The sequence below is a fragment of the Streptomyces virginiae genome (assembly GCF_041432505.1).
Taxonomy (GTDB): Bacteria; Actinomycetota; Actinomycetes; order Streptomycetales; family Streptomycetaceae; genus Streptomyces; species Streptomyces virginiae_A.
Map to the genome: position 1 here is coordinate 7853337 of NZ_CP107871.1, position 24424 is coordinate 7877760.

Annotated in this window: 23 protein-coding genes and 1 pseudogene; 12 read left to right on the forward strand and 12 right to left on the reverse strand. The window is 69.9% G+C overall.

Features of this window, described 5'->3' with window-relative positions; translation table 11 throughout:
* Positions 1-22: 22 nt before the first annotated feature.
* Positions 23-1153: a serine hydrolase domain-containing protein gene (locus OG624_RS36225; protein ID WP_371640389.1), complete on the forward strand. Its 1131-nt coding sequence runs from the start codon at positions 23-25 to the stop codon at positions 1151-1153.
* A gap of 79 nt (positions 1154-1232) precedes the next feature.
* On the opposite strand, the gene OG624_RS36230 is transcribed toward OG624_RS36225, so the two are convergent.
* Genes OG624_RS36230 through kdpF form a run of 4 tightly spaced genes read right to left on the reverse strand, consistent with a single transcriptional unit; the run spans position 1233 to position 5836 of the window.
* Positions 1233-1949 carry a potassium-transporting ATPase subunit C gene (locus OG624_RS36230; protein WP_371640390.1) on the reverse strand — a complete coding sequence of 239 codons (717 nt, stop codon included), beginning with the start codon at positions 1947-1949 and terminating at the stop codon, positions 1233-1235.
* A gap of 22 nt (positions 1950-1971) precedes the next feature.
* Positions 1972-4077 (reverse strand): potassium-transporting ATPase subunit KdpB, encoded by a 2106-nt coding sequence (gene kdpB, locus OG624_RS36235; protein ID WP_371640391.1) that lies wholly within the window; start codon positions 4075-4077, stop codon positions 1972-1974.
* Positions 4074-5738: a potassium-transporting ATPase subunit KdpA gene (gene kdpA, locus OG624_RS36240; RefSeq protein ID WP_371594113.1), complete on the reverse strand. Its 1665-nt coding sequence runs from the start codon at positions 5736-5738 to the stop codon at positions 4074-4076. The genes kdpB and kdpA overlap by 4 nt, the downstream gene beginning before the upstream one ends.
* 8 nt (positions 5739-5746) lie before the next feature.
* The gene (gene kdpF / locus OG624_RS36245) at positions 5747-5836 is read right to left on the reverse strand and encodes a K(+)-transporting ATPase subunit F (protein WP_037860493.1); all 90 of its coding nucleotides are present in this window, start codon (positions 5834-5836) and stop codon (positions 5747-5749) included.
* 463 nt (positions 5837-6299) lie between these two features.
* Here kdpF and OG624_RS36250 point away from each other — a divergent pair, with 463 nt between their 5' ends.
* The 3 genes from OG624_RS36250 to OG624_RS36260 all read left to right on the forward strand — a co-directional run bounded on the left by OG624_RS36250 (position 6300) and on the right by OG624_RS36260 (position 10622).
* Positions 6300-8210 (forward strand): APC family permease, encoded by a 1911-nt coding sequence (locus OG624_RS36250; protein ID WP_371640392.1) that lies wholly within the window; start codon positions 6300-6302, stop codon positions 8208-8210.
* Between the two features lie 223 nt (positions 8211-8433).
* Positions 8434-10371, forward strand: a complete 1938-nt coding sequence (locus tag OG624_RS36255) for an amino acid transporter (RefSeq protein ID WP_371589339.1) — start codon at positions 8434-8436, stop codon at positions 10369-10371.
* 77 nt (positions 10372-10448) lie between these two features.
* Positions 10449-10622: a hypothetical protein gene (locus OG624_RS36260; RefSeq protein ID WP_158711746.1), complete on the forward strand. Its 174-nt coding sequence runs from the start codon at positions 10449-10451 to the stop codon at positions 10620-10622.
* A gap of 9 nt (positions 10623-10631) precedes the next feature.
* Here OG624_RS36260 and lysA read toward each other — a convergent pair whose 3' ends face one another.
* Together lysA and OG624_RS36270 are read right to left on the reverse strand one after the other, a co-directional pair.
* A complete protein-coding gene (lysA, locus tag OG624_RS36265; protein WP_161291115.1) occupies positions 10632-11966 on the reverse strand; it encodes a diaminopimelate decarboxylase in 1335 nt (444 codons plus the stop codon).
* A gap of 13 nt (positions 11967-11979) precedes the next feature.
* On the reverse strand, positions 11980-12339 hold the full coding sequence (locus tag OG624_RS36270; RefSeq protein WP_033215908.1) for an SAV_915 family protein: 360 nt from the start codon (positions 12337-12339) through the stop codon (positions 11980-11982).
* Between the two features lie 827 nt (positions 12340-13166).
* On the opposite strand from OG624_RS36270, the gene OG624_RS36275 reads away from it, so the two are divergent.
* Positions 13167-14222: a magnesium and cobalt transport protein CorA gene (locus tag OG624_RS36275; RefSeq protein WP_063733972.1), complete on the forward strand. Its 1056-nt coding sequence runs from the start codon at positions 13167-13169 to the stop codon at positions 14220-14222.
* A 128-nt stretch (positions 14223-14350) separates the two neighbouring features.
* Here the strand turns inward: OG624_RS36275 and OG624_RS36280 are convergent, their stop codons facing one another.
* Positions 14351-14770 carry an arsenate reductase ArsC gene (locus OG624_RS36280; protein ID WP_033215910.1) on the reverse strand — a complete coding sequence of 140 codons (420 nt, stop codon included), beginning with the start codon at positions 14768-14770 and terminating at the stop codon, positions 14351-14353.
* 179 nt (positions 14771-14949) lie between these two features.
* Here OG624_RS36280 and OG624_RS36285 point away from each other — a divergent pair, with 179 nt between their 5' ends.
* From OG624_RS36285 to OG624_RS36300, 4 genes and pseudogenes are all read left to right on the forward strand, one after another.
* The gene (locus OG624_RS36285; protein WP_033215911.1) at positions 14950-15264 is read left to right on the forward strand and encodes an ArsR/SmtB family transcription factor; all 315 of its coding nucleotides are present in this window, start codon (positions 14950-14952) and stop codon (positions 15262-15264) included.
* A 54-nt stretch (positions 15265-15318) separates the two neighbouring features.
* Positions 15319-16104, forward strand: a complete 786-nt coding sequence (locus OG624_RS36290; protein ID WP_371589341.1) for an aquaporin — start codon at positions 15319-15321, stop codon at positions 16102-16104.
* Positions 16101-16223 (forward strand): annotated as a pseudogene (locus OG624_RS36295) (pyridine nucleotide-disulfide oxidoreductase); the annotation flags it as partial. The gene OG624_RS36290 and the pseudogene OG624_RS36295, both read left to right, overlap by 4 nt.
* 122 nt (positions 16224-16345) lie before the next feature.
* Positions 16346-17332, forward strand: coding sequence for a bile acid:sodium symporter (locus OG624_RS36300; RefSeq protein WP_371589342.1), 987 nt, complete (start codon positions 16346-16348; stop codon positions 17330-17332).
* Between the two features lie 142 nt (positions 17333-17474).
* Here OG624_RS36300 and OG624_RS36305 read toward each other — a convergent pair whose 3' ends face one another.
* Together OG624_RS36305 and OG624_RS36310 are read right to left on the reverse strand one after the other, a co-directional pair.
* The gene (locus OG624_RS36305; RefSeq protein ID WP_371589343.1) at positions 17475-17969 is read right to left on the reverse strand and encodes a GNAT family N-acetyltransferase; all 495 of its coding nucleotides are present in this window, start codon (positions 17967-17969) and stop codon (positions 17475-17477) included.
* Positions 17966-18334, reverse strand: a complete 369-nt coding sequence (locus tag OG624_RS36310; protein ID WP_033215921.1) for an ArsR/SmtB family transcription factor — start codon at positions 18332-18334, stop codon at positions 17966-17968. Before OG624_RS36310 ends, OG624_RS36305 begins: the two co-directional genes overlap by 4 nt.
* 189 nt (positions 18335-18523) lie before the next feature.
* On the opposite strand from OG624_RS36310, the gene OG624_RS36315 reads away from it, so the two are divergent.
* Both OG624_RS36315 and OG624_RS36320 read left to right on the forward strand, forming a co-directional pair.
* Positions 18524-19894, forward strand: coding sequence for an NAD(P)-binding domain-containing protein (locus OG624_RS36315; protein WP_371640393.1), 1371 nt, complete (start codon positions 18524-18526; stop codon positions 19892-19894).
* Between the two features lies 1 nt (position 19895).
* The gene (locus OG624_RS36320; RefSeq protein WP_371640394.1) at positions 19896-21128 is read left to right on the forward strand and encodes an MFS transporter; all 1233 of its coding nucleotides are present in this window, start codon (positions 19896-19898) and stop codon (positions 21126-21128) included.
* Positions 21129-21131: 3 nt separating this feature from the next.
* Here the strand turns inward: OG624_RS36320 and OG624_RS36325 are convergent, their stop codons facing one another.
* The 3 genes from OG624_RS36325 to OG624_RS36335 form a co-directional block, all read right to left on the reverse strand.
* The gene (locus OG624_RS36325) at positions 21132-22223 is read right to left on the reverse strand and encodes a hypothetical protein (protein WP_051762714.1); all 1092 of its coding nucleotides are present in this window, start codon (positions 22221-22223) and stop codon (positions 21132-21134) included.
* A gap of 98 nt (positions 22224-22321) precedes the next feature.
* Positions 22322-23104 carry an aldo/keto reductase gene (locus tag OG624_RS36330; protein WP_371589917.1) on the reverse strand — a complete coding sequence of 261 codons (783 nt, stop codon included), beginning with the start codon at positions 23102-23104 and terminating at the stop codon, positions 22322-22324.
* 78 nt (positions 23105-23182) lie between these two features.
* Positions 23183-23536, reverse strand: a complete 354-nt coding sequence (locus tag OG624_RS36335) for a PCC domain-containing protein (protein ID WP_202506030.1) — start codon at positions 23534-23536, stop codon at positions 23183-23185.
* 209 nt (positions 23537-23745) lie between these two features.
* Here OG624_RS36335 and OG624_RS36340 point away from each other — a divergent pair, with 209 nt between their 5' ends.
* Complete coding sequence (locus OG624_RS36340; RefSeq protein WP_033215925.1) at positions 23746-24420, forward strand: MOSC domain-containing protein; 675 nt, start codon at positions 23746-23748, stop codon at positions 24418-24420.
* The last annotated feature ends 4 nt before the right edge of the window (positions 24421-24424 follow it).

Below are 24424 nucleotides of genomic sequence, written 5' to 3' on the forward strand. Positions count from 1 at the left end.
AACTCCTGAAAGGAACACCGACATGACCAGTCACTTCCCCACCGAGGCGACCGCAGCGGCCACCACGGCCACCCCCGACCGCTCCGCACTGCAGCGCGTCCTGGATCGCGCCACCGCCCCGGGCGGCGCTCCCGGCATCGTCGTCGACGTACGAGACGGCCATGGCGCGTGGTTCGGCTCGGCAGGCGTCCGCGACACCGGAACCGGGGAGAAACGCCGGCCGTCCGACCGGTTCCGGATCGGGAGCACCACGAAGGCGTTCACGGCCACGCTGGTCCTGCAGCTGGCGGCCGAAGGCCGGCTCGGCCTCGACGACACGATGGAGCAGTGGCTGCCCGGGATGGTGGCGGGCAACGGCTACGACGGCCGGGCGATCACCATCCGGCAGTTGCTCAACCACACCAGCGGCATCTTCAACTACGGCAACGACGCACAGTTCTTCACGAAGGGCATCGGCGAGGCGTGGTTCCGGCACCGCTACGACACCTACGCCCCCGAGCAGCTGATCAGGATCGGTCTGGCCACGCCGCCGTCCTTCGCACCGGGGGAGGCCTTCCTGTACTCCAACACCAACTACTTCCTGGCCGCCCTGATCGTCGAGAAGATCACGGGCGGGACGTTCGCCGACGCGCTCACCCAGCGGATCGTCCACCCTCTGGGGCTGACCGGGACCTACCTGCCCGGCACGGAACCGACGATCCAAGGGCCGCACACCCGGCACTACTCCACCCTTTTCGCCTCCGATGAACAGCCCGAGATCCACGACGCGACCGACATGAACCAGTCCTTCGCGTGGGCGGCCGGCGGCGTCATCTCGACCACGGGTGACCTGCAGCGCTTCTTCGGCGCGCTGCTCCAGGGTCACCTGCTGCCGGCCGAGCAGCAGCGGGAGATGTTCACCACCGTCGACACCACAGGACCCGTCCCGTGGATCCCCGGCACCCGCTACGGCCTGGGCGTGTTCTCCTGGGCACTGCCGTCCGGCGTCACGGTCTGGGGCAACGCGGGCGCGACGTACGGTTCGTGGACCTGCGCCATGGGCTCCCGTGACGGCAAGCACCTGCTCACCGGCCAGGTCAACGGCGACTGGAGCGGCCTGGGCGTCCTCGGCGACATCCTGACCACCGAGTTCGGTGGGACCACCGGAAGCTGACGGCCGGAAACCGACAGCCTGTGGAGCGCTCCTACGGGGGAGCGCTCCACAGGCCGTGTCCGTGTTCGCGGCCGCCCCATCAGCGCTGGGTCAGTGCCTTGAGCGCGGTGTTGAGTGCGAGGACGTTGACGCGCGGTTCGCCCATGAAGCCGAGGGTGCGGCCGGTGGTGTGGTCGGCGACGAGCTTCTCGACCTGATTGACGTCGAGCCCGTTCTGCTCGGCGACGCGGTGGATCTGGATCTTCGCGTACTGCGGGGAGATGTCCGGGTCGAGGCCCGAGCCGGAGGAGGTGACGGCGTCGGCCGGTACGTCCTCGGGCTTGACCTCGTGGCCCGCGGTGGAGTTGTCGGCGATGACGGCCGCCTTGGCGGCGATGACCTGGGCGCAGAGCGTCCCCTCCTCGGCGTCCTCGGTGCACCGGCCGTCCACCGCGCCGTCGTCGGCGGAGCGGTTGGTGGCGCCGGAGAGGATCAGCGAGTACTGGGTGTTGACACTGTTGGATCCGAGGCCGTTGGAGGGGCGCGGCTGGAACCACTTGAGGTCGGGCTTGGCGGCCTCATCCGGGTCGTCGGGGTTGTGCTTGGGCTGGTTGTAGGTCTGCCCGATGAGGGAGGAGCCGACGACGGTGCCGCTCTTGTCCTTGATCTCGGAGCCGTTGGCCTTGTCGTCGAAGAGGGCCTGGGCGATCCCGGTGACGGCCAGCGGGTAGAGCACTCCGCAGATCACCGTCAGAACCAGCAGGGCCCGCAGACCCGCGCCGATCAGGCGCGCTGTGTTGCTCAAAGAGTTGTTCATGGCGGATCAGCACGTTCCTAATTCAGGCGAGCCCGGGGATGAGGGAGATGAGCATGTCGATGATCTTGATGCCGATGAACGGGGCGATCAGGCCGCCGAGTCCGTAGATCCCCAGGTTCCGGCGGAGCATCTTGTCGGCGCTGGTGGGCCGGTACCGGACTCCCTTGAGGGCGAGCGGAACCAGCGCGATGATGATCAGCGCGTTGAAGATGACGGCCGAGAGGATCGCGGAGTTCGGCGACGACAGGCCCATGATGTTGAGCTTGTCGAGGCCCGGGTGGACCACGGCGAACATGGCCGGGATGATCGCGAAGTACTTCGCCACGTCGTTGGCGATGGAGAACGTGGTCAGGGCGCCACGCGTGATCAGCAGCTGCTTGCCGATCTCGACGATCTCGATGAGCTTGGTGGGGTTGGAGTCGAGGTCCACCATGTTCCCGGCCTCCTTGGCGGCCGAGGTACCGGTGTTCATCGCGACACCGACGTCGGCCTGGGCCAGCGCCGGGGCGTCGTTCGTACCGTCCCCGGTCATCGCGACCAGCTTGCCGCCCGCCTGCTCCCGCTTGATGAGGGCCATCTTGTCCTCGGGGGTGGCCTCGGCGAGGAAGTCGTCGACACCCGCCTCCTCGGCGATGGCCTTCGCGGTCAGCGGGTTGTCACCCGTGATCATGACCGTCTTGATGCCCATGCGGCGCAGCTCGTCGAACCGTTCGCGCATGCCCTCCTTGACCACGTCCTTGAGGTGGATGACACCGAGGACGCGGGCGCCCTCCTCGTCCTCCACGGCCACCAGGAGCGGGGTGCCGCCGGCCTCGGAGATGCGGTTGGCGAGGAGGTCGGCGTCGTCGGAGACCCGGCCGCCCCGCTCCCTCACCCAGGTGATGACCGAACCGGCCGCGCCCTTGCGGGCCTTCCTGCCGTCGACGTCGACACCCGACATACGGGTCTGGGCGGTGAAGGCGATCCACTCGGCCTGGGAGAGCTCGCCCCGGTGGCGTTCGCGCAGGCCGTACTTGCCCTTCGCGAGGACCACGATCGAGCGGCCCTCGGGGGTCTCGTCCGCCAGTGACGACAGCTGGGCGGCGTCGGCCAGCTCGGCCTCCGTCGTTCCCTTGACCGGAACGAACTCCGAGGCCTGGCGGTTGCCGAGGGTGATGGTGCCCGTCTTGTCGAGCAGCAGCGTGGAGACGTCCCCGGCGGCCTCGACGGCCCGGCCGGACATCGCGAGGACGTTGCGCTGGACGAGGCGGTCCATGCCGGCGATGCCGATGGCGGAGAGGAGCGCGCCGATGGTGGTGGGGATCAGACAGACCAGCAGCGCGGTGAGGACGATCATCGACTGCTCGGCGTCCGCGTAGATCGCGAACGGCTGCAGGGTGACGACGGCCAGCAGGAAGACGATGGTGAGGGACGCGAGCAGGATGTTCAGCGCGATCTCGTTGGGCGTCTTCTGCCGGGCCGCACCCTCGACGAGGGCGATCATCCGGTCGATGAAGGTCTCGCCGGGCTTGGTCGTGATCTTGACGACGATCCGGTCCGAGAGGACCTTGGTACCGCCGGTGACGGCCGAGCGGTCGCCGCCCGACTCGCGGATGACCGGGGCGGACTCGCCGGTGATGGCGGATTCGTCCACGGACGCGACGCCTTCGACGACGTCACCGTCGCCGGGGATGATGTCCCCGGCCTCGCAGACCACCAGGTCGCCGATCTTGAGATCGGTACCGGGGACCTGCTCCTCGCGCCTGCCGTCCTGGCCCAGGCGACGGGCGACGGTGTCGGTCTTGGCCTTGCGCAGGGTGTCGGCCTGGGCCTTGCCGCGGCCCTCGGCCACGGCCTCCGCGAGGTTGGCGAAGATCGTGGTCAGCCACAGCCAGACGGTGATCGCCCAGCCGAACCAGTTCGTCGGGTCCGCGATCGCCAGGACGGTCGTGACGACCGAGCCGATCAGGACCACGAACATGACCGGGGATTTGATCATGATCCGGGGGTCGAGCTTACGGACCGCGTCCGGGAAGGACTTCAGCAGTGCCTCGGGGTCGAACAGCCCCCCGCCGACGCGGCCGGCGGGCGGCTTGTGGCCGGTCGGCAGGTCGTCGTGCGGAGCACGGGTCGGTGTGGCGGTGCTCATGATGCGAGCCCTTCGGCGAGCGGACCCAGCGCCAGGGCCGGGAAGTAGGTCAGACCGGTGATGATGAGGATCGTGCCGACGAGCAGGCCCGCGTAGAGCGGCTTGTCGGTACGGAGGGTGCCCGCGGTCTCGGGAACGGGCTTCTGCTCGGCGAGCGAGCCGGCCAGCGCCAGGACGAAGACCATGGGCAGGAAGCGGCCGAGCAGCATGGCGATGCCGATGGTGCTGTTGAACCACTGCGTGTCGGCGTTCAGGCCCGCGAAGGCCGAGCCGTTGTTGTTGGCGCCCGAGGTGTAGGCGTAGAGGATCTCGGAGAAGCCGTGCGCGCCGGAGTTCGTCATGGAGTTGCCCGGGGTGGGCAGGGCCATGGCGGCCGCGGTGAAGCAGAGCACCAGGGCGGGCGTGATGAGGATGTAGCAGGCGGCGAGCTTGATCTCGCGGGTGCTGATCTTCTTGCCCAGGTACTCGGGGGTCCGGCCGACCATCAGCCCGGCGATGAACACCGCGATGATCGCCATGATCAGCATGCCGTAGAGGCCGGAACCGACACCACCGGGCGCGATCTCGCCGAGCTGCATGCCCAGCAGCTGGATGCCGCCGCCCAGGCCCGTGTAGGAGGAGTGGAAGGAGTTGACCGCGCCCGTCGAGGTGAGCGTGGTGGCGACGGAGAAGATCGAGGAGGCGGCGATGCCGTACCGGGTCTCCTTGCCCTCCATCGCGCCGCCGGAGACCTCGAAGGCCGGGCCGTGGTGGGCGAACTCGGTCCACATCATCAGCGCGGTGAAGCCGATCCAGATGACGCCCATGGTGGCGAGAATCGCGTAGCCCTGGCGCAGGTTGCCGACCATGCGGCCGAAGGTGCGGGTCATCGCGAAGGGGATGACCAGGATCAGGAAGACCTCGAACAGGTTCGAGAAGGGGCTGGGGTTCTCGAAGGGGTGGGCCGAGTTGGCGTTGAAGTAGCCGCCACCGTTCGTGCCCAGTTCCTTGATGACCTCCTGCGAGGCGACCGCCCCGCCGTTCCACTGCTGGGTCCCGCCCATGAACTGCCCGACCTCGTGGATACCGGCGAAGTTCTGGATGGCGCCGCAGGCGACCAGGACGATCGCGCCGATCACCGAGATCGGCAGGAGGATGCGGACGGTGCCGCGGACCAGGTCGGACCAGAAGTTGCCGAGCTCGCCGGTGCGGGAGCGCGAGAAGCCCCGTACGAGAGCCACGGCGACGGCCATGCCGACGGCGGCGGAGACGAAGTTCTGGACCGCCAGGCCGCCGGTCTGCACGACGTGGCCCATGGCCTGCTCGCCGTAGTACGACTGCCAGTTCGTGTTGGCCACGAAGGAGGCGGCGGTGTTGAAGGCCTGGTCCGGGTCGATCGAGGAGAAGCCGAGCGAACCGGGCAGGCTGCCCTGCATCCGCTGCATCAGGTAGAGGAAGAGGACGCTGACCGCCGAGAAGGCCAGGACGGCACGCAGATAGGCGGGCCAGCGCATCTCGGCCGACGGGTTGGCACCGATGACCTTGTAGATCCACTTCTCCGGCCTGTAGTGCTTCTCGGAGGAGTAGACCCGGGCCATGTGGTCGCCCAGGGGACGGTACGCCAGAGCCAGCGCGGCGATCAGCGCGAGCATCTGGAGCACACCAGCGGTTACGGGGCTCATATCGATGCTCAGAACCTCTCCGGGTACACAAGGGCGAGGACGAGGTAGCCGAGCAGAGAAACGGCCACCACGAGACCGACGACGTTTTCGACAGTCACAGCTTGGTCACCCCCCGGGCGATGAGAGCCACCAGCGCGAACACCGCGACCGTGGTGACGACGAAGGCCAGATCGGCCATCGCGAGCTCCTGAGTTGAGTGGAAGAAATGAATCAGCCAGATGGCCGATGACGAGACAACCGCGTCTTCACCCAGGTGTTAAGACGTCTTGACGGGGTCCATACGGGGGCACGGGAACCCTTGACGCCGCCCTGACGGTGCAGGCCGCCCGCAGGGCATAAGACCTGGTGAGGCAGGCCCGCCGTGTCCAGGGTGGTGCCCGCCGCCGACGGCCCGCGGCTCGGGCGAGCCGCCGTCCTCGGCAAGGCGGGCGGTTCCACCTGCGCGTATGGAACGCGTGAAGAGTGGCCGGTCGGACGTATGGAGTGCGCCAAGGGTGCTGGGCGCCGCGCCGTGCGTCTTCGACGCTGTCCTCACTTTGCTCATTCGGAGGGACCGGCGACATGGCCATACACGTAGGAGAACCGACCGCGGTCGCTCAGGAACCGGGCCAGGAGGAGCCCCCGGACACCAGCGCCACCGAAGCCGGGGACCGCCACAGGCTGACCGCTCTCCAGGGCCTCGCCGCGCTGTCGCTCGACGCGATGGCGTCCGTGGCGTACGGGCCCGAGTCGATCGTGCTCGTCCTGGCCGCCGCGGGCGCCTACGGCATGGGGTTCACCCTCCCCGTCACCCTCGCGATCGCCGCCCTGCTGGCGGTACTGGTGGCCTCGTACCGGCAGGTGATCGCCGCGTTTCCCGACGGCGGCGGGTCCTACGCCGTGGCCGAGCGGTACCTGGGCCGGCGGGCCGGCCTGGTCGCGGCCGCCTCGCTGATCCTCGACTACGTGCTGAACGTCGCCGTCTCCGTCACCGCGGGTGTCGCCGCCCTGACCTCGGCCTTCCCGGGCCTGCACGGGGAGCGGGTCTGGATCTGCCTCGCGGTCCTGCTCCTGGTCACCGCCGTGAACCTGCGCGGGGTCGTCGATTCCGCCAAGGCGTTCCTGGTTCCGACCGCGCTCTTCGTCGGATCGATCCTCGCGATGATCAGCGTCGGTCTCTTCCGCGACGGCCCGGTCAGCACCGCCTCCGCGGCGGGGCACGCCTCCGCCCTCGGGGAGGGTGCCACCGCGGTCGGCGCACTCCTGCTGCTGAAGGCGTTCGCCGCCGGCTGCTCGGCGCTGACGGGTGTCGAGGCCGTCGCCAACGCCGTGCCGTCCTTCCGGGCCCCGGCCGCCCGACGCGCCCAGCGCACCGAGGTGGCCCTCGGCGCCCTGCTCGGCGTCATGCTGATCGGCCTGTCCATCCTCATCGGCCGATTCCACCTCCAGCCGGTCGAGGGCGTGACCGTCCTCGCCCAGCTCGCCGACGCCTCCTTCGGGCACACCGCGGCCTTCTACGTCGTGCAGTTCGCCACCATGGTGCTGCTGGCGCTCGCCGCGAACACCTCCTTCGGCGGTCTCCCGGTGCTGATGGGCCTGCTGGCCCGGGACAACCACCTGCCGCACGTCTTCGCCCTCAAGGCCGACCGGCAGGTCCACCGCCACGGCGTGGTCTGGCTGGCGCTCGTCTCCGCCGCCCTGCTCGTCCTCTCCGACGGCGACACCAACACCCTCGTCCCGCTCTTCGCGATCGGCGTCTTCGTCGGCTTCACCATCTGCCAGGTCGGCATGGTCCGGCACTGGTACGGCCAGCGCCCCAAGGGCTGGCGGACCAAGGCCGCCCTCAACGGCTTCGGCGCGCTCCTGACCGGTGTCTCCGCGGTGGTCGTCACCGCCACCAAGTTCACCGAAGGTGCCTGGCTGATCGTCCTCGCCCTGCCGCTGATCGTCCTCGCCTTCGAGAAGATCCACCGGGCCTACGGCGAGATCGGCGAGCGACTCGAACTGGGACGCGTCCCGCAACCGCCGCACCGGTCCCACTCGCTCGTCGTCGTTCCCGTCTCCGGGCTGTCCCGCCTGACCTGCCAGGCCCTCACCGCCGCCCGCTCCCTCGGCGACGAGGTCCTCGCCGTGACCGTCACCCACCCCACGGTCGAAGACCGACGGACCGCCGAAGCCCTGCGCCGGGACTGGGAGTTGTGGAAGCCGGGCGTGGATCTGATCGAAATCTCCTCGGAGACCCGCTCGCTGGGCCGCCCCGTAGCGGCGTACGTCCGCACGCTCGCGCGGACCCAGCCGGACGCCCAGGTGACGGTCCTCATCCCGGAGACCGAACCCGCCCGCCTGTGGCAGCGGTTGCTCCAGAACCAGCGCGGCTCCGTCGTCGCCCACGCGGTCCGGCGCGACACCGACGCGGTCATCTGCCGCCTCCGCTTCCGCATCGTCGCGAAGGCCGAGCCGCCGCTCCTTGACGCCCCCTTCACGCGGTCCTGACGCCTTCCATCCGCCCGTCGTCACGAGGGCACCCACATACCGGCCCGGCAGGTGGGTTTCCGGGGCGAGGGGAGCACGTCCGCTACGCCACAGGTGGTCCTGATCGCGTTAAGGATGCGTCAGGGTTTGGTCGCTCACGTGTATAAAGGATCAGTTTGCGTACGCTTGCTCAGCCGTCGGTGTCGATGGCTGATTCCTTGCCGTACGACAGGAGCCCCCCACGATGGCCACCCCTGCCCGCACGTCACGCCTGCGTGCGTGGATGCTGGAAGGCTTGACCGCCGAGAACAGTTCGCCCGCCGCCAAGGAGGCGGCCGCCCAGCCGCACGGCCGACCCTGGTGGCGGGTCATGTGCCTGACGGGTCTCGACTACTTCTCCACCCTCGGCTACCAGCCCGGCATCGCGTTCCTCGCGGCCGGGCTGCTGTCGCCGTTGGCGACCGTCGTGCTCGTCCTGCTCACCCTCTTCGGGGCGCTGCCGGTCTACCGGCGGGTCGCGGAGGAGAGCCCGCACGGCGAGGGCTCCATCGCCATGCTGGAGCGGCTGCTCACGTTCTGGAAGGGGAAGCTGTTCGTCCTGACCCTCCTCGGGTTCGCGGCCACCGACTTCCTCATCACCATCACCCTCTCTGCGGCCGACGCGACCGCGCACATGGTGGAGAATCCGCACCTCACCAGCACCCTGCACGGCCACGAGGTGCTGATCACCCTGATCCTGATCGCGCTCCTGGGCGGGGTGTTCCTGAAGGGGTTCAGCGAGGCCATCGGCGTCGCCGTCGTTCTGGTCGTCACCTACCTCGGCCTGAACGTCGTCGTCGTGGCCGTCGGGCTGTGGCACGTCTTCACGCAGCCGCAGGTCATCACCGACTGGACGACGGCGCTGACCACCGAGCACGGCAACGTCTTCATGATGATCGCCATCGCGCTCGTCGTGTTCCCCAAGCTCGCGCTGGGTCTGTCGGGATTCGAGACGGGCGTGGCGGTCATGCCGCACGTCAAGGGCGATCCCGACGACACCCCCGAGAAGCCGGCAGGACGGATCCGTGGTGCGAAGAAGCTGCTGACCACGGCCGCCGTGATCATGAGCGTCTTCCTGATCTGCTCCAGCCTCATCACGACCCTGCTGATCCCGGCCGCCCAGTTCGAGCCGGGCGGCGAGGCCAACGGACGCGCCCTCGCCTACCTGGCGCACGAGTACCTGGGCTCCGCCTTCGGCACGGTCTACGACATCTCCACGATCCTCATCCTGTGGTTCGCCGGCTCCTCCGCGATGGCGGGCCTGCTGAACCTGATGCCGCGCTACCTGCCCCGCTACGGCATGGCCCCGCACTGGGCCCGCGCCCTGCGCCCCATGGTCATCGTGTTCACCCTCGTCGCCTTCCTCGTGACCTGGATCTTCGACGCCGACGTCGACGCCCAGGGCGGCGCCTACGCCACCGGTGTCCTCGTCCTGATCACCTCGGCCGCGGTCGCCGTGACCATCGCCGCGCGCCGGGCGGGGGAGCGCGGCTGGACGATCGGCTTCGGCGTCATCTCGGCCGTCTTCATCTACACGACGGCCGTCAACATCGTCGAGCGGCCGGACGGCGTGAAGATCGGCGCCTGCTTCATCGGCGGCATCATCGCCCTGTCCCTCCTCTCCCGTCTGGCCCGGGTCTTCGAACTGCGCGTCACGCACATCGAGTTCGACGACATGGCACAACGGTTCATCCGCGACACCGCCAACCGCACGATCCGTTTCATCGCGAACGAACCCGACAACCGGGACCGCGAGGAATACCGGCAGAAGAAGGAACAGATCCGCGCGGACAACGACATCCCCGCCGGGGACGACGTGATGTTCGTCGAGGTCACCGTCCTGGACGCCTCCGAGTTCGAATCGGGCATGCGCGTACGCGGCGAAGTGCTGCACGACCGCTACCGCGTCCTGACCCTGGAGAGCTCCAGCATCCCCAACGCCTTGGCCGCGCTGCTCCTGCATGTACGGGACGAGACCGGTCAGCGCCCGCACATCTACTTCGAGTGGACCGAGGGCAACCCGATGGCCAACTTCTTCCGCTTCTTCCTCTTCGGCCAGGGCGAGGTCGCCCCGGTCACCCGCGAGGTCATCCGGGAAGCCGAACCGGACCGGACCCGACGCCCCCATGTCCACGCCGGCTGAGCCACCCACGTCAAAAGGTCGCCAGGAATCCCGCCCGACCCTCGCCATGACGAGAGCCGGGCGGGATTCTCACTGATGTGACCACTCGTTCGCGCCCCGACCGGGCCATCCGCCGGACCGTACTCGCCCTCACGGCGGCCGGTCTGACCCTCATCGCCACAGGTGCCGTCCTCGACGCCCTGTGGCTCCTCGGCATCGGCGTCTGGGGCGTGATCGCGGCGATCGTGATCGAGCTCGTCTACCAGCCGTGAAGGCAGGGCCTAGCTGCCGATGTCCCGGCTGCGGAGGTCCTCCAGCGTCTCGCGCCGGACCAGCACCCGCGACGTGCCCTCGTGGACGGCGACCACCGGGGGACGTCCCACCATGTTGTAACCGGAAGCCATGGACAGCTGGTACGCGCCCGCCACCGGTACGGCGAGCAGGTCACCGGGGTGGATGTCGCCCGGCAGTTCCACCTCGGCCGCGAGAACGTCCCCTGCCTCGCAGTGCCGGCCTACGACCGTGGCCGTGCGGGCGTCGGCGGTGGAGTGCCGACCGATCAGGCGGGGCGCGTAGCGCACCCCGTACAGGGCGGGCCGAGGGTTGTCGCTCATGCCGCCGTCCACGGCGACGAACACCTTCTCGCCGGTGTGCTTGACGGCGAGCACCCGGTACAGGGCGACCCCTGCCGGACCGGCGACGGCACGTCCCGGTTCGATGACGAGCCGGGGCACGGCCAGGCCCGCGGCGGCGCAGCTTTCGCCGAGCTCGGCGCGCAGGCCGCGGGCGAGCGCGGTGAGGTCGAGGGCGGACTCGCCGGGCCGGTAGGCGATGCCGTGGCCGCCGCCCATGTCCAGCTCGGGCAGGACGACGCCGTGCGCGTCACGGATGCGGGCCATCAGCCCGACCATGCGGCGCAGGGCGACGAGGTAGGGCTCCACCTCGGTGATCTGGGAGCCGATGTGGCAGTGCAGGCCCGTCAGTTCGAGCTGCGGCTGGCCGAGTACGCGCGCGATGGCGTCCTGCGCCGAGCCGTCGGCGAGCGAGAGGCCGAACTTCTGGTCCTCCGTACCGGTGCGGATCTTCTCGTGGCCCCCGGCCGAGACGCCGGGTACCACCCGCACCAGCACCTTCTGGTGCCCGTCCGGCCCGACGGCGGCCGCGATCCGGGCGATCTCGGACGGCCCGTCGATGACGATGCGCCCCACGCCGAGCCGCAGCGCCGCCCCGATGTCCCGGGGCGACTTCGCGTTGCCGTGCAGCACGATCCGCTCGGGCGGGAAGCCGGCGGTGACGGCCAGCTCCAGCTCTCCGGCGGAGCAGACGTCCAGGCCCAGACCTTCCTCGTCCACCCAGCGCACCATCGCGCGGGAAAGGAAGGCCTTCGCGGCGTAGAGGACGTCGGCCTCGGGGAGGGCCGCGCGGTAGGCGCGGCACCGCTCGCGGACCTCGCCCTCGTCCAGAACGTAGGCCGGGGTGTCGAACCGGTCGGCGATCTCCGTCAGGGACACCCCGCCGACGGCCACGTCACCGTGCGGAAGCCGGGTCGTGGAGGCGGGCCACACGGACAGTTCACCGGCACGGGCCGCAATCTCGCAGAGGGAAGCGATGGTCATGGTGCGATTCCCTTCAGACGATCCGGGCAACGGTCTCGGGAGCCCGCGGGACCGGAGCGGTGGCCGCCCCGGCAGTCGTCCCGGTGACCGCGGGAGCGGTGAGGGTCGGGTCGACGGTCACCAGCGACGCTCCGATCGGTTCGGCCATCGCGCGGAGCGCGGACTCGGAGAGCCGGATCCAGTGGTGGCCGGCGCCGAGCGCCGCGGCCAGCCGGTCCGCACTGGTGAAGCCCACCGCCGTACGCGCTCCCAGCGGGGTGCGGAACAGGCGTACCACGACCTCCGACCTTCCCGGCAGGACCGGCACGTACAGGGGCCCGGCCGGGACGCGTTCTTCAGGCTCCGGGTCGTCTTCGTACTGGAACAAACACATGGGGGCCCTCCCAGAGGAACCACGAGTGACGGTTGAGGCCCCGGATGCGGGGAGGCGGTCCAGGGCACGACAACGAAGCTATCCCCGCCCGCACGCACCTACGGCCACCCCATGACGGGACCTTTACGGCGGCGGGCCAAGTCCATACGGATCACTGACGGCCCCGACCGGGGCGACGTCAGGACTCCGTGTCGGTTGGGGACATCTGCGTGAGATAAGCCGTCAAGAACCGGCCCTCGGCCTCTGCCGCGGCCTTCCCTGGCAACGGGTGAACGCCGAGGAGAGGGAAGAGGCCGTGCGAAAGTCGTGGTCGGTGCCACGGGCACTCCGGGGAGTCCGACCGCATTGCACAAGGCCGCCGCGGAGACTCGCGTGCGGGACGCGGAGCTGTGGGTCGTCCTGGCCTGGCAGCCGCCGGGCGGCGAACTTGGGAGCCGCAACTGCCTCGGGCCCACCGCTCTCGCGGAATGCCGCGCCGCGGTGGTCGAACGGCCGCGCGAGGTTCTCGATACGGCCTTCGGCGCTGTGCATCCCGGTGTCGCCGCCTGCCTGCCCCGTCCTGGCGATTCCGCCGCCCCCGCTCCAGGCCGAACTGGAATCCGTGCACCGCCGCAACGCCTGGAGGATTCCGCTGGACCCCCGCGAGCCGGCCCCCTGAGCCTGCGGCATCAGGGGCCACCTCGACCTGGGAGGGCAGTGACCCCGGCCGGCTGCGAAGACATCTCCGCCGAGTCGGAGGAGCATCTATTGCTGTGAGGCCTGTACGGCGCGCCACGCCCCGGCGGGCACGAGGCGGCGCACATCGGTCGGCCGTGAGGAGGAAGGCCATGATCGTCGACTGCGCACACTACCGCGACGGGCGTCGACAGGACGAGGGTGCCATGCCGCTGGAGCAGGCGGCCGCGCGCTGCCGGCAAGGCGGATTCGTCTGGCTGGGCATCTTCGAACCGTCTCCCGAGGAACTGGACCGGGTCCGCGAGATCTTCGGACTGCACGAGCTCGCCGTCGAGGACGCCGCGGCGTACCACCTGCGGCCGAAGGCCGAGCTGTACGAGGACGGCACCGAACTGATCATCCTGCGCACGGCCCGCTACGACGACGAGCGCGAGGAGATCGACACCGGTGAGATCAGCATCTTCCTCGCCGACCACTTCGTGATCACCGTCCGCCAGGGCATCGCGAGCGAGCTGCACGAAGCCCGCAGCCGGCTCGAAAGCCGCCCCGAGCTCCTCAAGACAGGCAGTCATTCCACGCTGTGGGCGATCCTCGACCAGGTCGTCGACAGCTACGCGCCGGTCGTCGGCGAACTCGAGCGCGACATCGAGCAGATCGAGGCCACGGTGTTCTCAGGGACGGTCGCCCCGACCGAACGGATCTACTCCCTGCGCCGCGAGGCCACCGATTTCTACCGGGCCGTACACCCGCTGCTCGCCGTGGTCACCAGGCGGCTGCAGCCGGGCAAGTCACCACCCGCGCTCCAGCCCTACCTCCGTGACGTGCACGACCACCTGCTCCTCGTCAACGAGGAGGTCGCCGCCCAACGCGACCTCCTGACCACCGTCCTGGAAGCGAACATCGCGGTGATCTCCGTCGAGCAGAACAAGATCAACCTTCGGCAGAGCGCCACGATGGAGAGGCTGACGATCCTCGCGAGCGTGTTCCTCCCGCTCTCCTTCGTCGTCGGCTTCTTCGGGCAGAACTTCGCCTGGCTGGTCACCCACATCAGCAGCTTCACGGCGTTCCTCACCCTCACTCTCCTCGGGGTGCTCCTGCCGTGCCTGCTGCTGTACGTCTGGCTGCGCCGACGCCGAAACCGGCCGGCACCGCCGCTGCCCGAGGCGAGCCACGTCGGCCGGCACGCCCCGGCGCCCACCACGAGGTGAGGACGACGCCGGCGACCGGCCGGACGGTGACGCCCCGCGCCATGTCGTCGCGCGCGCCTACTTCCGGTCGGGCCGGGGAACATGGCGCAGCCGAGGCCGGTGACCTCGGCGGCCGTGCGGCGTGTGTCTCAGGCCTTCGGCTCGGCGTCGATCTCGGCGATGAGTCCCTCGACGAGGCCCTTGATCTCGTCGCGGATGGGGCGGACGGCCTCGACGCCCTGGCCGGCCGGGTCCTCGAGCTGCCAGTCGAGGTAGGTCTTCCCGGGGAAGTACGGGCAGGCGTCGCCGCAGCCCATCGTGATGATGTAGTCGGACGCCTGGGCGGCCTCGGGCGTGAGGACCTTGGGCTTCTGGTCGGAGATGTCGATGCCGAGCTCGGCCATGGCGGCGACGGCGGAGGGGTTGATCCGCTCGCCGGGCACGGAGCCGGCGGAGCGGACCTCGACGCGGTCGCCGGCGAGGTGACGCAGGAAGCCGGCCGCCATCTGGGAGCGGCCCGCGTTGTGGATGCAGACGAACAGCACGGAGGCGGCAGGGGCGGTGGGCATCTGTTCTTCCTTGCTTCCTTGGGGTAGGCGTCGGCCAAGGCTCCGCCGGGCCCGGTGAGGGTCGGGGAGGGTGGGGGCCACCTCGCCCGGAGAGAGGGCAGGGCGACCCTGTCCGAAGAAGCCGACGAAATATCAGCTCAGGCTGGTGTCAGCCTCAACTGATGTGACAGTATCAGTCCATGATGACGTCAGTCGACACTGATCTGATCCGGGTTCTGGCCGACCCGCTCAGGCTCCGGATCGTGACCCTGCTCGCCCGCGAGACCCTCTGCACCACCCACCTCGTGGAAGAGACGGGCGCCAAGCAGACCAACCTCTCCAACCACATGAAGGTGCTGCGGGAGGCGGGGATCGTCGATACGGAGCCATGCGGCAGGTACGTCTACTACCGCCTGCGTCCCGACGTCATCGAAGCCCTCGCCGGCCAGTTCGCCGACCTCGCCCGCACCGCGCGAGCCACCACAGAAGCGAACCTCAAGCGGTCCTGCCCATAGGCCTTTCGGCCCAGCCCTTCGCGCTCCGCCTCACCTGCCCGAGGAGAACCAGCCTTGACCGCCACCACGCCCGTCGGCACCCCGATACCTGCCGACGCGCCCGAGCCGGTGCCCGGCGCGACCCCGCCCCGCACTCCGCTGATCGCCCGCGCGGCCGCCGAGCTGGTCGGTACCGCGGCTCTCGTCGCGGTCGTCGTCGGCTCGGGCATCCAGGCCACGAAGCTCACCCAGGACGTGGCCCTGCAACTTCTGGCCAACTCCACCGCCACCGTCTTCGGGCTCGGTGTCCTCATCGCGCTCCTCGGCCCGGTCTCCGGCGCCCACTTCAACCCGGTCGTGACGCTGGCCGAGTGGTGGACCGCCCGCCGTGGCGGCGCCGGCGTCACCGCCCGCGAGGTCGCCGTCCACGTGCCGTCGCAGATCGTCGGCGCGATCGCGGGCGCGATCCTGGCGGACGCGATGTTCGGCGAGCCACTGGTCAAGTGGTCCACCCACGACCGCTCCGCCGGGAACCTCCTCCTCGGCGAGATCGTCGCCACCGCGGGCCTGATCCTGCTGATCTTCGGCCTGGCCCGCACCGACCGCCTCCGCTTCGCCCCGGTCGCCGTCGCCTCCTACATCGGCGCCGCCTACTGGTTCACCTCCTCCACCTCGTTCGCCAACCCGGCGGTCACCATCGGCCGCGCCTTCACCGACACCTTCGCGGGCATCGCACCGGCCTCGGTGCCCGGCTTCATCGGCATGCAGCTCATCGGTGCGGTGGTGGGCCTGGCTCTGGTGGCGGTCATCTTCCTGCACGGCAAGACCGACAAGACCGAACAGGCCCAGCCTGTCGCATGACGCGGCGCACCGATGTGGTGGTGATCGGCGGCCAGGCCGGGCTCGCCGCCGGGTACCACCTGCGTCGACTGGGCATCGAGCCCGTCATCCTCGATGCCCCGACGGCGCCCGGCGGGGCCGTCGGCCCGGGCCTGCCCACCCCGCCGCCCGCGGACGGACACGGCCGCTTGCCACAATGAGCCGGGCCCGGGCAGGGGGCGCCGCACGATCAAGCACGCACGTACAGCAAGGAGCCATCGGGGTGTCGCAGGAGCCGCAGGGCCCGGTCGCGCGCATGGAGCACCACCAGATCCCGATCTACCTCGGCGCCATGGCCCTGGGCGCACTCCTCGGCCTGGCGGCGCCCTCGGCCGGACCGGGACTGGAACACGCCATCAACCCCGTCCTCGGGGCACTCCTCTTCGTGACCTTCCTCCAGGTCCCGGCCGGCGACCTGCTCCGCTCCCCGCGCGACGGCCGGTTCCTGTCCGCGGCCCTGGTCGTGAACTTCGTCGTCGTCCCTCTGGTCGTCGCCGCGATGTTCACGTTCCTGCCCGCCGACCAGGCCGTCCGCATCGGCGTCCTGCTGGTCCTGCTCTGCCCGTGCGTGGACTACGTGATCGTCTTCAGCGGCCTGGCCGGCGGCGACAGCCGCCGGCTCCTGGCCGCCACCCCGCTCCTGCTCGTCACGCAGATGCTGCTCCTGCCCGGACTGCTGTACCTGGTCATGGGCCCCGACCTGGGCGACATCGTCCAGGCCGGCCCGTTCCTACAGGCCTTCCTCTTCCTCATCGTGATCCCCCTGGTGCCGGCCTGGGCCCTCCAGGCATGGGCGGCCCGCGCAGTGGCAGGGCAGAAGGTGTCGGAGGCGGCCACGACGACGATGGTGCCGTTGATGGCCGCCACCCTCATCACCGTGGTCGCCTCCCAGGTCCCCCAGCTCGGCGGAAGTCTCCGCGACGTCGCGGCCGTCATCCCCTTCTACGCCGGGTTCCTCGTGGTCATGGCCTTCGCCGGACGCCTCGTCGCGCGCCTCTTCCGCCTCGGGACGCCCGCTGCCCGCGCGATCGTCTTCACCGGGGCGACCCGCAACTCCCTGGTCGTACTGCCCCTGGCCCTCGCCCTCCCCGACGAACTCGCGGTCGCGGCGGTCGTCGTGGTCACCCAGACCCTGGTCGAGGTCATCGGCATGGTCGCCTACGTGCGCCTGGTGCCCCGTCTGGTTCCGGAGCCGGTCACGGTGCAGTGAGGACGGTCCGGATCGCGCCTTCGGAGCCGGTGCCGGGGTCGGCGGCGCTCACGACGATCGTGCTGCTCTTCGGCGAGGGCATCGAGACCACCGGGAGCCTCGCCCGTCACGACCGACTGCGCCGAGACGCCTCGGCACGTGTTCAGGCGATCAGAGGGCTCCGGCGTTCCAGCAGGACCACGTCCCGCCAGGCCCCGTGGTGGCGGCCGATCCGCTCTCGGGTGCCGATGACGCGGAAACCGGCCCGTGCGTGGACGGCGAGGCTGGCGGTGTTCTCGGGGAAGATCCCGGACTGGATGGTCCAGATGCCGGCCGCCTCCGTCGAAGCGATCAGCGCGGCCAGGAGCGCGCGGGCGACGCCGTGGCCGCGGGCGTCGGGGTGGACGTACACGGAGTGCTCGACCACGCCCGCGTACGCGCACCGGTCCGAGACCGGGCTCGCCGCGACCCAGCCCGACACCCGGCCGTCGTCGAGGGCGACGAAGCGGTGGCCGGGCAGCTTGGCCTGGTCGAACGCGGGCCAGTCGGGGGCCTTCGTCTCGAAGGTCGCGTTGCCCTCGTCGATCCCCGACCGGTAGATGCCCAGCACCTGTTCGGCGTGCTCGGGCAGCAGCGCCTCGATCCGCACCGCGGTCATCCCGTCTTCGCGGCGCCGGCCAGCAGCGCGCCCATGGCGGCGAGCACGGACGGCTCGACCCGGTAGTACACCCACGTACCCCGGCGCTCGGAGGACAGCAGCCCGGCCTCTTTCAACTTCTTCAGGTGGTGGGAGACGGTGGGCTGCGAGACGCCGACGTCGGAGATGTCGCACACGCACGCCTCTCCGCCCTCGTGGGAGGCGACGGCGGAGAACAGGCGCAGGCGCACGGGGTCACCGAGGGCCTTGAACATCTTCGCCGCGACCTCGGCCTCCTCGGCCGACATGGGGCGCTCGTTCAGCGGGGGGCAGCAGGCCGCGACGACGTCGGGCTCCAGCAGCGGCAGAACCTTCGCATTCGACATGTGTCTATGTTGACACACGTCGAAACAAGAGTGTTGGTTCGATGCATGTCTATGTTGACGTCTGTCGATACAAGTGCCATGCTGATCGCGTAAGACATAGACAAACTTCGATATACGTCAGCTGGTGCCGGCCGCCCGAAGTCCCTGTCCGTCCACCCGCCCACCTGCGCGAAGACCCGGAGCCATGCCATGAGCGAGACCACCACCGAGTTGCCCGTAGTCGTCATCGGAGCCGGCCCCGCCGGACTGGCGGCCGCCGCCCATCTCCTCGACCGGGACATCGCTCCCCTCGTCCTGGAAGCCGGTCCGCTCGCCGGGGCCGCCGTGCGCGAGTGGGCCCACGTACGGCTGTTCTCCCGCTGGGGCGAGCTCGTCGACCCGGCCGCCGAGAAGCTCCTCGCCCCGACCGGCTGGACCGAGCCCGCCGAGGACACCTACCCCACCGGCGGGGACTGGGCCGAGCGCTACCTCCAGCCGCTGGCCGACGTACTCGGCGAGCGGGTCCGCTACGGAGCGCGCGTCACCGGCGTCTCCCGCACCGGCCGTGACCGCATCGTCGACGCGGACCGCGACACCCAGCCCTTCGTCGTCCACTACGAGAGTGCCGACGGCCACGAGCACCGCCTCTTCGCCCGTGCCGTCATCGACGCCTCCGGAACCTGGTCCACTCCCAGCCCCGCCGGCGCAAGCGGACTCGCCGCCCTCGGCGAGAAGGCCGCCGCAGACCGCATCACCCACCGCGTCCCGGACCTGAAGGACCCCACCGTCCGCGCCCGCTACGCCGGGAAGCGCACCGCGGTCATCGGCTCCGGCGCCTCCGCGTTCACCGCCCTCGCCTATCTCGCCGATCTCGCCGAGTCCGACGACGGCCAAGGAACCCACGCCACATGGATCCTGCGCCGCGGGATCTCCGGCTCCACCTTCGGCGGCGGCGAAGCCGACCAACTCCCCGCCCGCGGCGCCCTCGGCCTGACGGCCAAGGCAGCGGTCGACGGCGGCCACGCCGACGCGGTCACCGGCTTCCGCACCGACACCGTCGAGCGCACCGAGGACGGCCACGTGATCCTCATCGGTGAGGACGGCCGCCGCCTCGACCCGGTCGACGAGGTCATCGTCCTCACCGGCTTCCGCCCCGACCTGTCCTTCCTGGGCGAGCTGCGCCTCGGTCTCGACGAGCGCCTCCAGGCCCCGACCGCGCTCGCCCCGCTGATCGACCCGAACCAGCACTCCTGCGGCACGGTCTACCCGCACGGCGTGAACGAGCTGTCCCACCCCGAGAAGGACGTCTACCTCGTCGGCATGAAGTCCTACGGCCGCGCCCCCACCTTCCTCGCCATGACCGGCTACGAACAGGTCCGCTCCATCGCCGCCCACCTCGCAGGCGACCACGAGGCCGCCGAGCGCGTCGAACTCACCCTTCCCGAGACCGGGGTGTGCGGCGGCGCGGGCCTCTTCGACGAGCCCGCCGCCGCGGAGGAGACCGGTGGCGGGTGCTGCGCTGCGCCTGCCCCCCTCACCCTCGGCGCCGCCCCCGCTCCCGCCTCCTCAGGCGGCTGCTGAGGTGAGCGACCTCCGAAGCGGCGTGGCCGCGACCGGGACGGAGGTCCGGTCGCGGCCACGCGCCGTCCTGCCCGCCCTCTGCCTCACCCAGATCACCAGCTGGGGCATCGTCTACTACGCCTTCCCCGTCCTCAATCCCGCCATCACCGCCGACACCGGCTGGAGCGCGGGCGCGACCACCGCGGCGTTCTCCGCCGCCCTCGTCGTCTCCGCCGTCGCCGGGATCTACGTCGGCCGCGTCCTGGACCACCGCGGCCCCCGCACCGTCATGACGGCCGGCTCCGTCCTCGGATCCCTGAGCCTGCTGGTCATTGCCGCGGCCCCCGACCTGGCCGTCTTCTTCACCGGATGGCTGCTCGCCGGAGCGGCCATGGCCGCCGTCTTCTACCAGCCCGCCTTCGCCGCCCTCACCCGTTGGTGGGCACCCGACCACATCCGCGCACTCACCGTCGTCACCCTCGCCGGCGGACTCGCCTCCACCGTCTTCGCCCCCCTGACCGCGATCCTCGCCGGCCACATGTCCTGGCGCGCCACCTACGTGGTGCTCGCCGGCATCCTCGCCGTCCTGACCGTCCCCACCCACGCGATCGCGTTGAAAGCCCCCTGGCCACCGGCCCCGCCGAGCCCGCCGCACATCACCGGCGGCCACGAGCAGGTCGTACGCAGCCGGGCGTTCCGGATGTCGGCCGTCACCTTCACCCTGTCCGCGTTCGCCATGTACGCCGTCGTCATCGGCCTCGTCCCCCTCCTGATGGAACGCGGCTACACCACCACCCAGGCCGCGTGGGCCCTCGGCCTCGGCGGCGCCGGCCAGACCCTCGGTCGCACCCTGTACGCGAGCCTCGCCCGCCATCTCGGCGTCACCGCCCGCACCGTCACCCTGATCGCCCTCGGCGCCCTCACCACCGCGGCCCTCGCCACCGTGGCCGGCCCCTACGCGCTCCTCGTCTCCGTATCCGTCCTCGCCGGCGTGATCCGCGGCAACCTCACCCTGCTGCAGGCCACCGCCGTCACCGACCGTTGGGGCACCACCCACTACGGTCGACTCTCCGGCCTCCTCGGCGCACCGGCCCATGCCGCAGCCGCCCTCGCCCCGTTCGCCGGTGCGGTCCTGGCCGGGCCCCTCGGCGGGTACCCCGCGCTGTTCGTACTGCTCGCGGGGCTGTCGATCATCGCCGCTGTCACAGCACTCGGGACGCGTACTCGTCCGGGCATCGGCCCGAGCGGCGGATGACCTTCAGCGTTCCTCGGCCTCCGCCGCGGGGAGCCGCCCGCCACGGACGAAGGCGCGTATGCCGGCAGCCCGGCGATCCCGTATGGCCCGCAGGATGGACAGGGCGTGGTCGCGGCTGCTCGCGTTCTGGATCAGGGACTTGGCATGGCCCACGACGGGTTCGACCAGGCAGACGTGGTTCTCGCAGTCGAGCAGATCGGCCTCCAGCAGAGCCTCGCGGGCGAAGGCCAGATCGGGCTCGGCGTCCGCCAACTCCCGGATGTCGAGCGGGACCTCCGTCAACAGACGCGACATCTGCGACCGATACGCCTTGTACTCGAGGTGCATCCGTCCGCTGAGCGGGGCGGAGGTCATCGGCGGCGCCATCGACGGTCGGAGCACGTCGTTGTAGAACCACGAGGGGAGCGCCAAGGCATGGGCGCGGGCGGCCGAGAAGCCGTTCACATAGACAGTGGCGCGACGGATGTGCGCCGTGGCCGTCGCCACGTCGTGGTCGTGCAGGTTCTCCACGGCCCGGCCGATGGCCAAGGCGGCGTGCACATTGAAAAGGGCATGCAGCTGATGGGCGCTGATCCAGCGGGAGAACCAATGCTGGGACGTCTGTTCCGGAAGCTCCCCGCCCGGTGACCCGGACCCGTCCACCGATGCCGCGTCGCCCGGGGCGCCCTGGTCGATGAGCACCTGCCGGATCGCCGCCGTCTCCCGCGTCGTACTGGCTCCGGCCAGTGGCGCCGAACGCAGATCGTCGAGCGACCGCACGAGAATGCCGATCGCCTGGGCGGACGCCTGAGCGGAATCCAGATCGGCGGTGCGTATCCGGAAGTACTGCTGGACGAGCGACTTCGCCGCGAACTCCTCGCCACTGCTGCCCGGTTGGCCGCCCAGGAGGGATTCCAGTCGTTCCAGTGGGGCCAGCGCCGCGCAGAGGCTCGCCTCTCTCAGCTGCGGACCGCCGAATGCAGAAAGCCGGTCGAGGGCGCCGGCCGCCTGACCGGCAAGCCCCGCCGCGTCCTCGATCTCGGAGAAGGCAGGGCCGCCCTTACAAGGCGTCAAGGGTTCAGGCAGTACGACGATCGGCGGCAACAGACTCTTCACAGTTCCATGTCCACCCTTCCGGGATCACTGCACGGCGTTGTCGAGGCAGGCCACGGGCGGCCCCGGCCGGATGAACCGCACCCCCCGGCGAGCCTCTCTCAGACGGTCTCCGGATCCTCGCCGAGGCGCTCTCCGGAGTTCAGCAGCCCCAGTTCCGACATGTCACCGTCGTCCAGCGCGAAGTCGAAGACGGCGGCGTTCTCGACGATGCGCGACGGAGTCGCCGACTTGGGGATCACGATGTTTCCCAACTGGACATGCCACCGGAGGACGACCTGCGCCGGTGTGCGCCCGTGCTTGTCGGCGACCGCGTGAAGGCGCGGATCGCTCAGAAGGTCCGGACCCCGCCCCAAAGGCTTCCACGCCTCCGTGGCGATGCCGTGCTCGGAGTGGAAGGCACGGAGGTCGGCCTGCTGGAAGCCGGGGTGCAACTCGATCTGATTGACGGCCGGCACGATGCCGGTCTCGTCGATGAGTCGGCCCAGCGCCCGCACCGGGAAGTTGGAGACACCGATCGCCCGGATCCGGTCCTCCGCATAGAGCTTTTCGAGGGCCCGCCACGCCTCGACGTATCTGTCCTGCCGGAATACGGGCCAGTGCACGAGGTACAGGTCGACGTACTGCAGACCCAGCTCGGACAGGCTGGCATCGAAGGCGCGCAGCGCCTGGTCGTGGGCGTGCTCCGTGTTCCACAGCTTGGTGGTGACGAACAATTCCTCACGGTCGACGCCTGATCGGCGTATCGCCCGGCCGACCGCTTCCTCGTTGTCGTACTGCGACGCGGTGTCCACGCTCCGGTAGCCGGCCGAGAGGGCGGAAAGGACAGCGGCCTCTCCCTCGGGCCCCTTCAAGCGCCATGTCCCCAGCCCTACTCTCGGCATGCGGACGCCATTGTTGAGAACGGCTTCTCGAAGTATCGGCCCGGTCGCCGTCACGTGAACCGCCCCTCCCTCCGTGCTTCAGCCCAGCGGCACGACGTACGCGTTGGTCGTCTCGTTTCCGGTGGTGGCCCAGTGCAGATGCCCGGACACGGCCCGATTCCCCTCGGCACCCAGTACCGCGTGAATGTGCACCTTTCCGTCCCTGATCTCGCCGTTCCCGCTCAGCTCAAGAGCCTCGGAGTATTCGACGACGATGTCATTGGTCGCGTCGTCCTTTTCCATGGTGCTCACAGCGCATTTCAGCACCATCCCGATGAGCGATACGACGGCGCCGTCCTTCACTCCGTGTTCGGCGGCCCTGAGGGCGATCGTCCCGATAACTTCTTCACCTGGAGCTATGGGTATCAGTAGCACTTCGGCTGCTTTCTCCACGCTGTCGTCAAGAGGCGTCTTCCTTCCAATGGCGGACGCTTCGCCATCCTTGCCGCTCCCTTATAAGTTGGCAAGCCCGTGACCGAAAAGGTGTACCCGAGTCGGCCATATGAGAGTGGTGTGAAGGAAATTGATGCACTCCTGCCGCTCCCGCAACATGACCACTCAGGAGAATCATCCAGCGTGCTCCGAGCTCGTATGCTCCGGGAATGGGCACCCTACTGTCGCTCAACGTCGGCCGGGCTCACCGACCGGCACACGCACACACGCAGGAGACCGCCATCGGTAAACGCCCGGTCGAGGGCCGGGTCGGCATCGCCGCCCCGGGGAAGCGCGGAACCGCGGGGAGTTCGGGAAGCGCGGTGGCCGGCGACCAGGTGTGCGACCTCCGCAACCATGGAGGCGATGATCAGGCCATCTATGCCTACGGCCGCGAAGAGCTGGATTTCTGGGAGAGAAAGCTCCGACGTGCCCTGCCGAACGGGATCTTCGGCGAGAACCTGACCACCCTCGACGTGGCGACCACCGACGCGCTGATCGGGGAGCGTTGGCAGGTCGGCCCGAAGACGGTGCTGGAGGTCTGCGCGACCCGCTTCCCCTGTCGGACCTTCACCGAGTGGATCGGGAGCGAGGACTGGATGACACGGTTCGTCCAGGAGGCTCTGCCCGGTGCGTACTTACGGGTGATCGTGCCGGGCGACATCGGCGCCGGGGACACCATCTCCACCCTCTCGCGCCCGGAGCACGGCGTCACCAGCGGCGTGGTGTTCCGCGCCATGACGCGCGAGCCCGAACTGCTTCCCCTGCTCGCGGAGGTCGAGGCGCTGAGCGCGCACCAGCGCGACAAGGCCGCCCGGCGGGCCCGGGGCGGGGCACGAATATGACGGG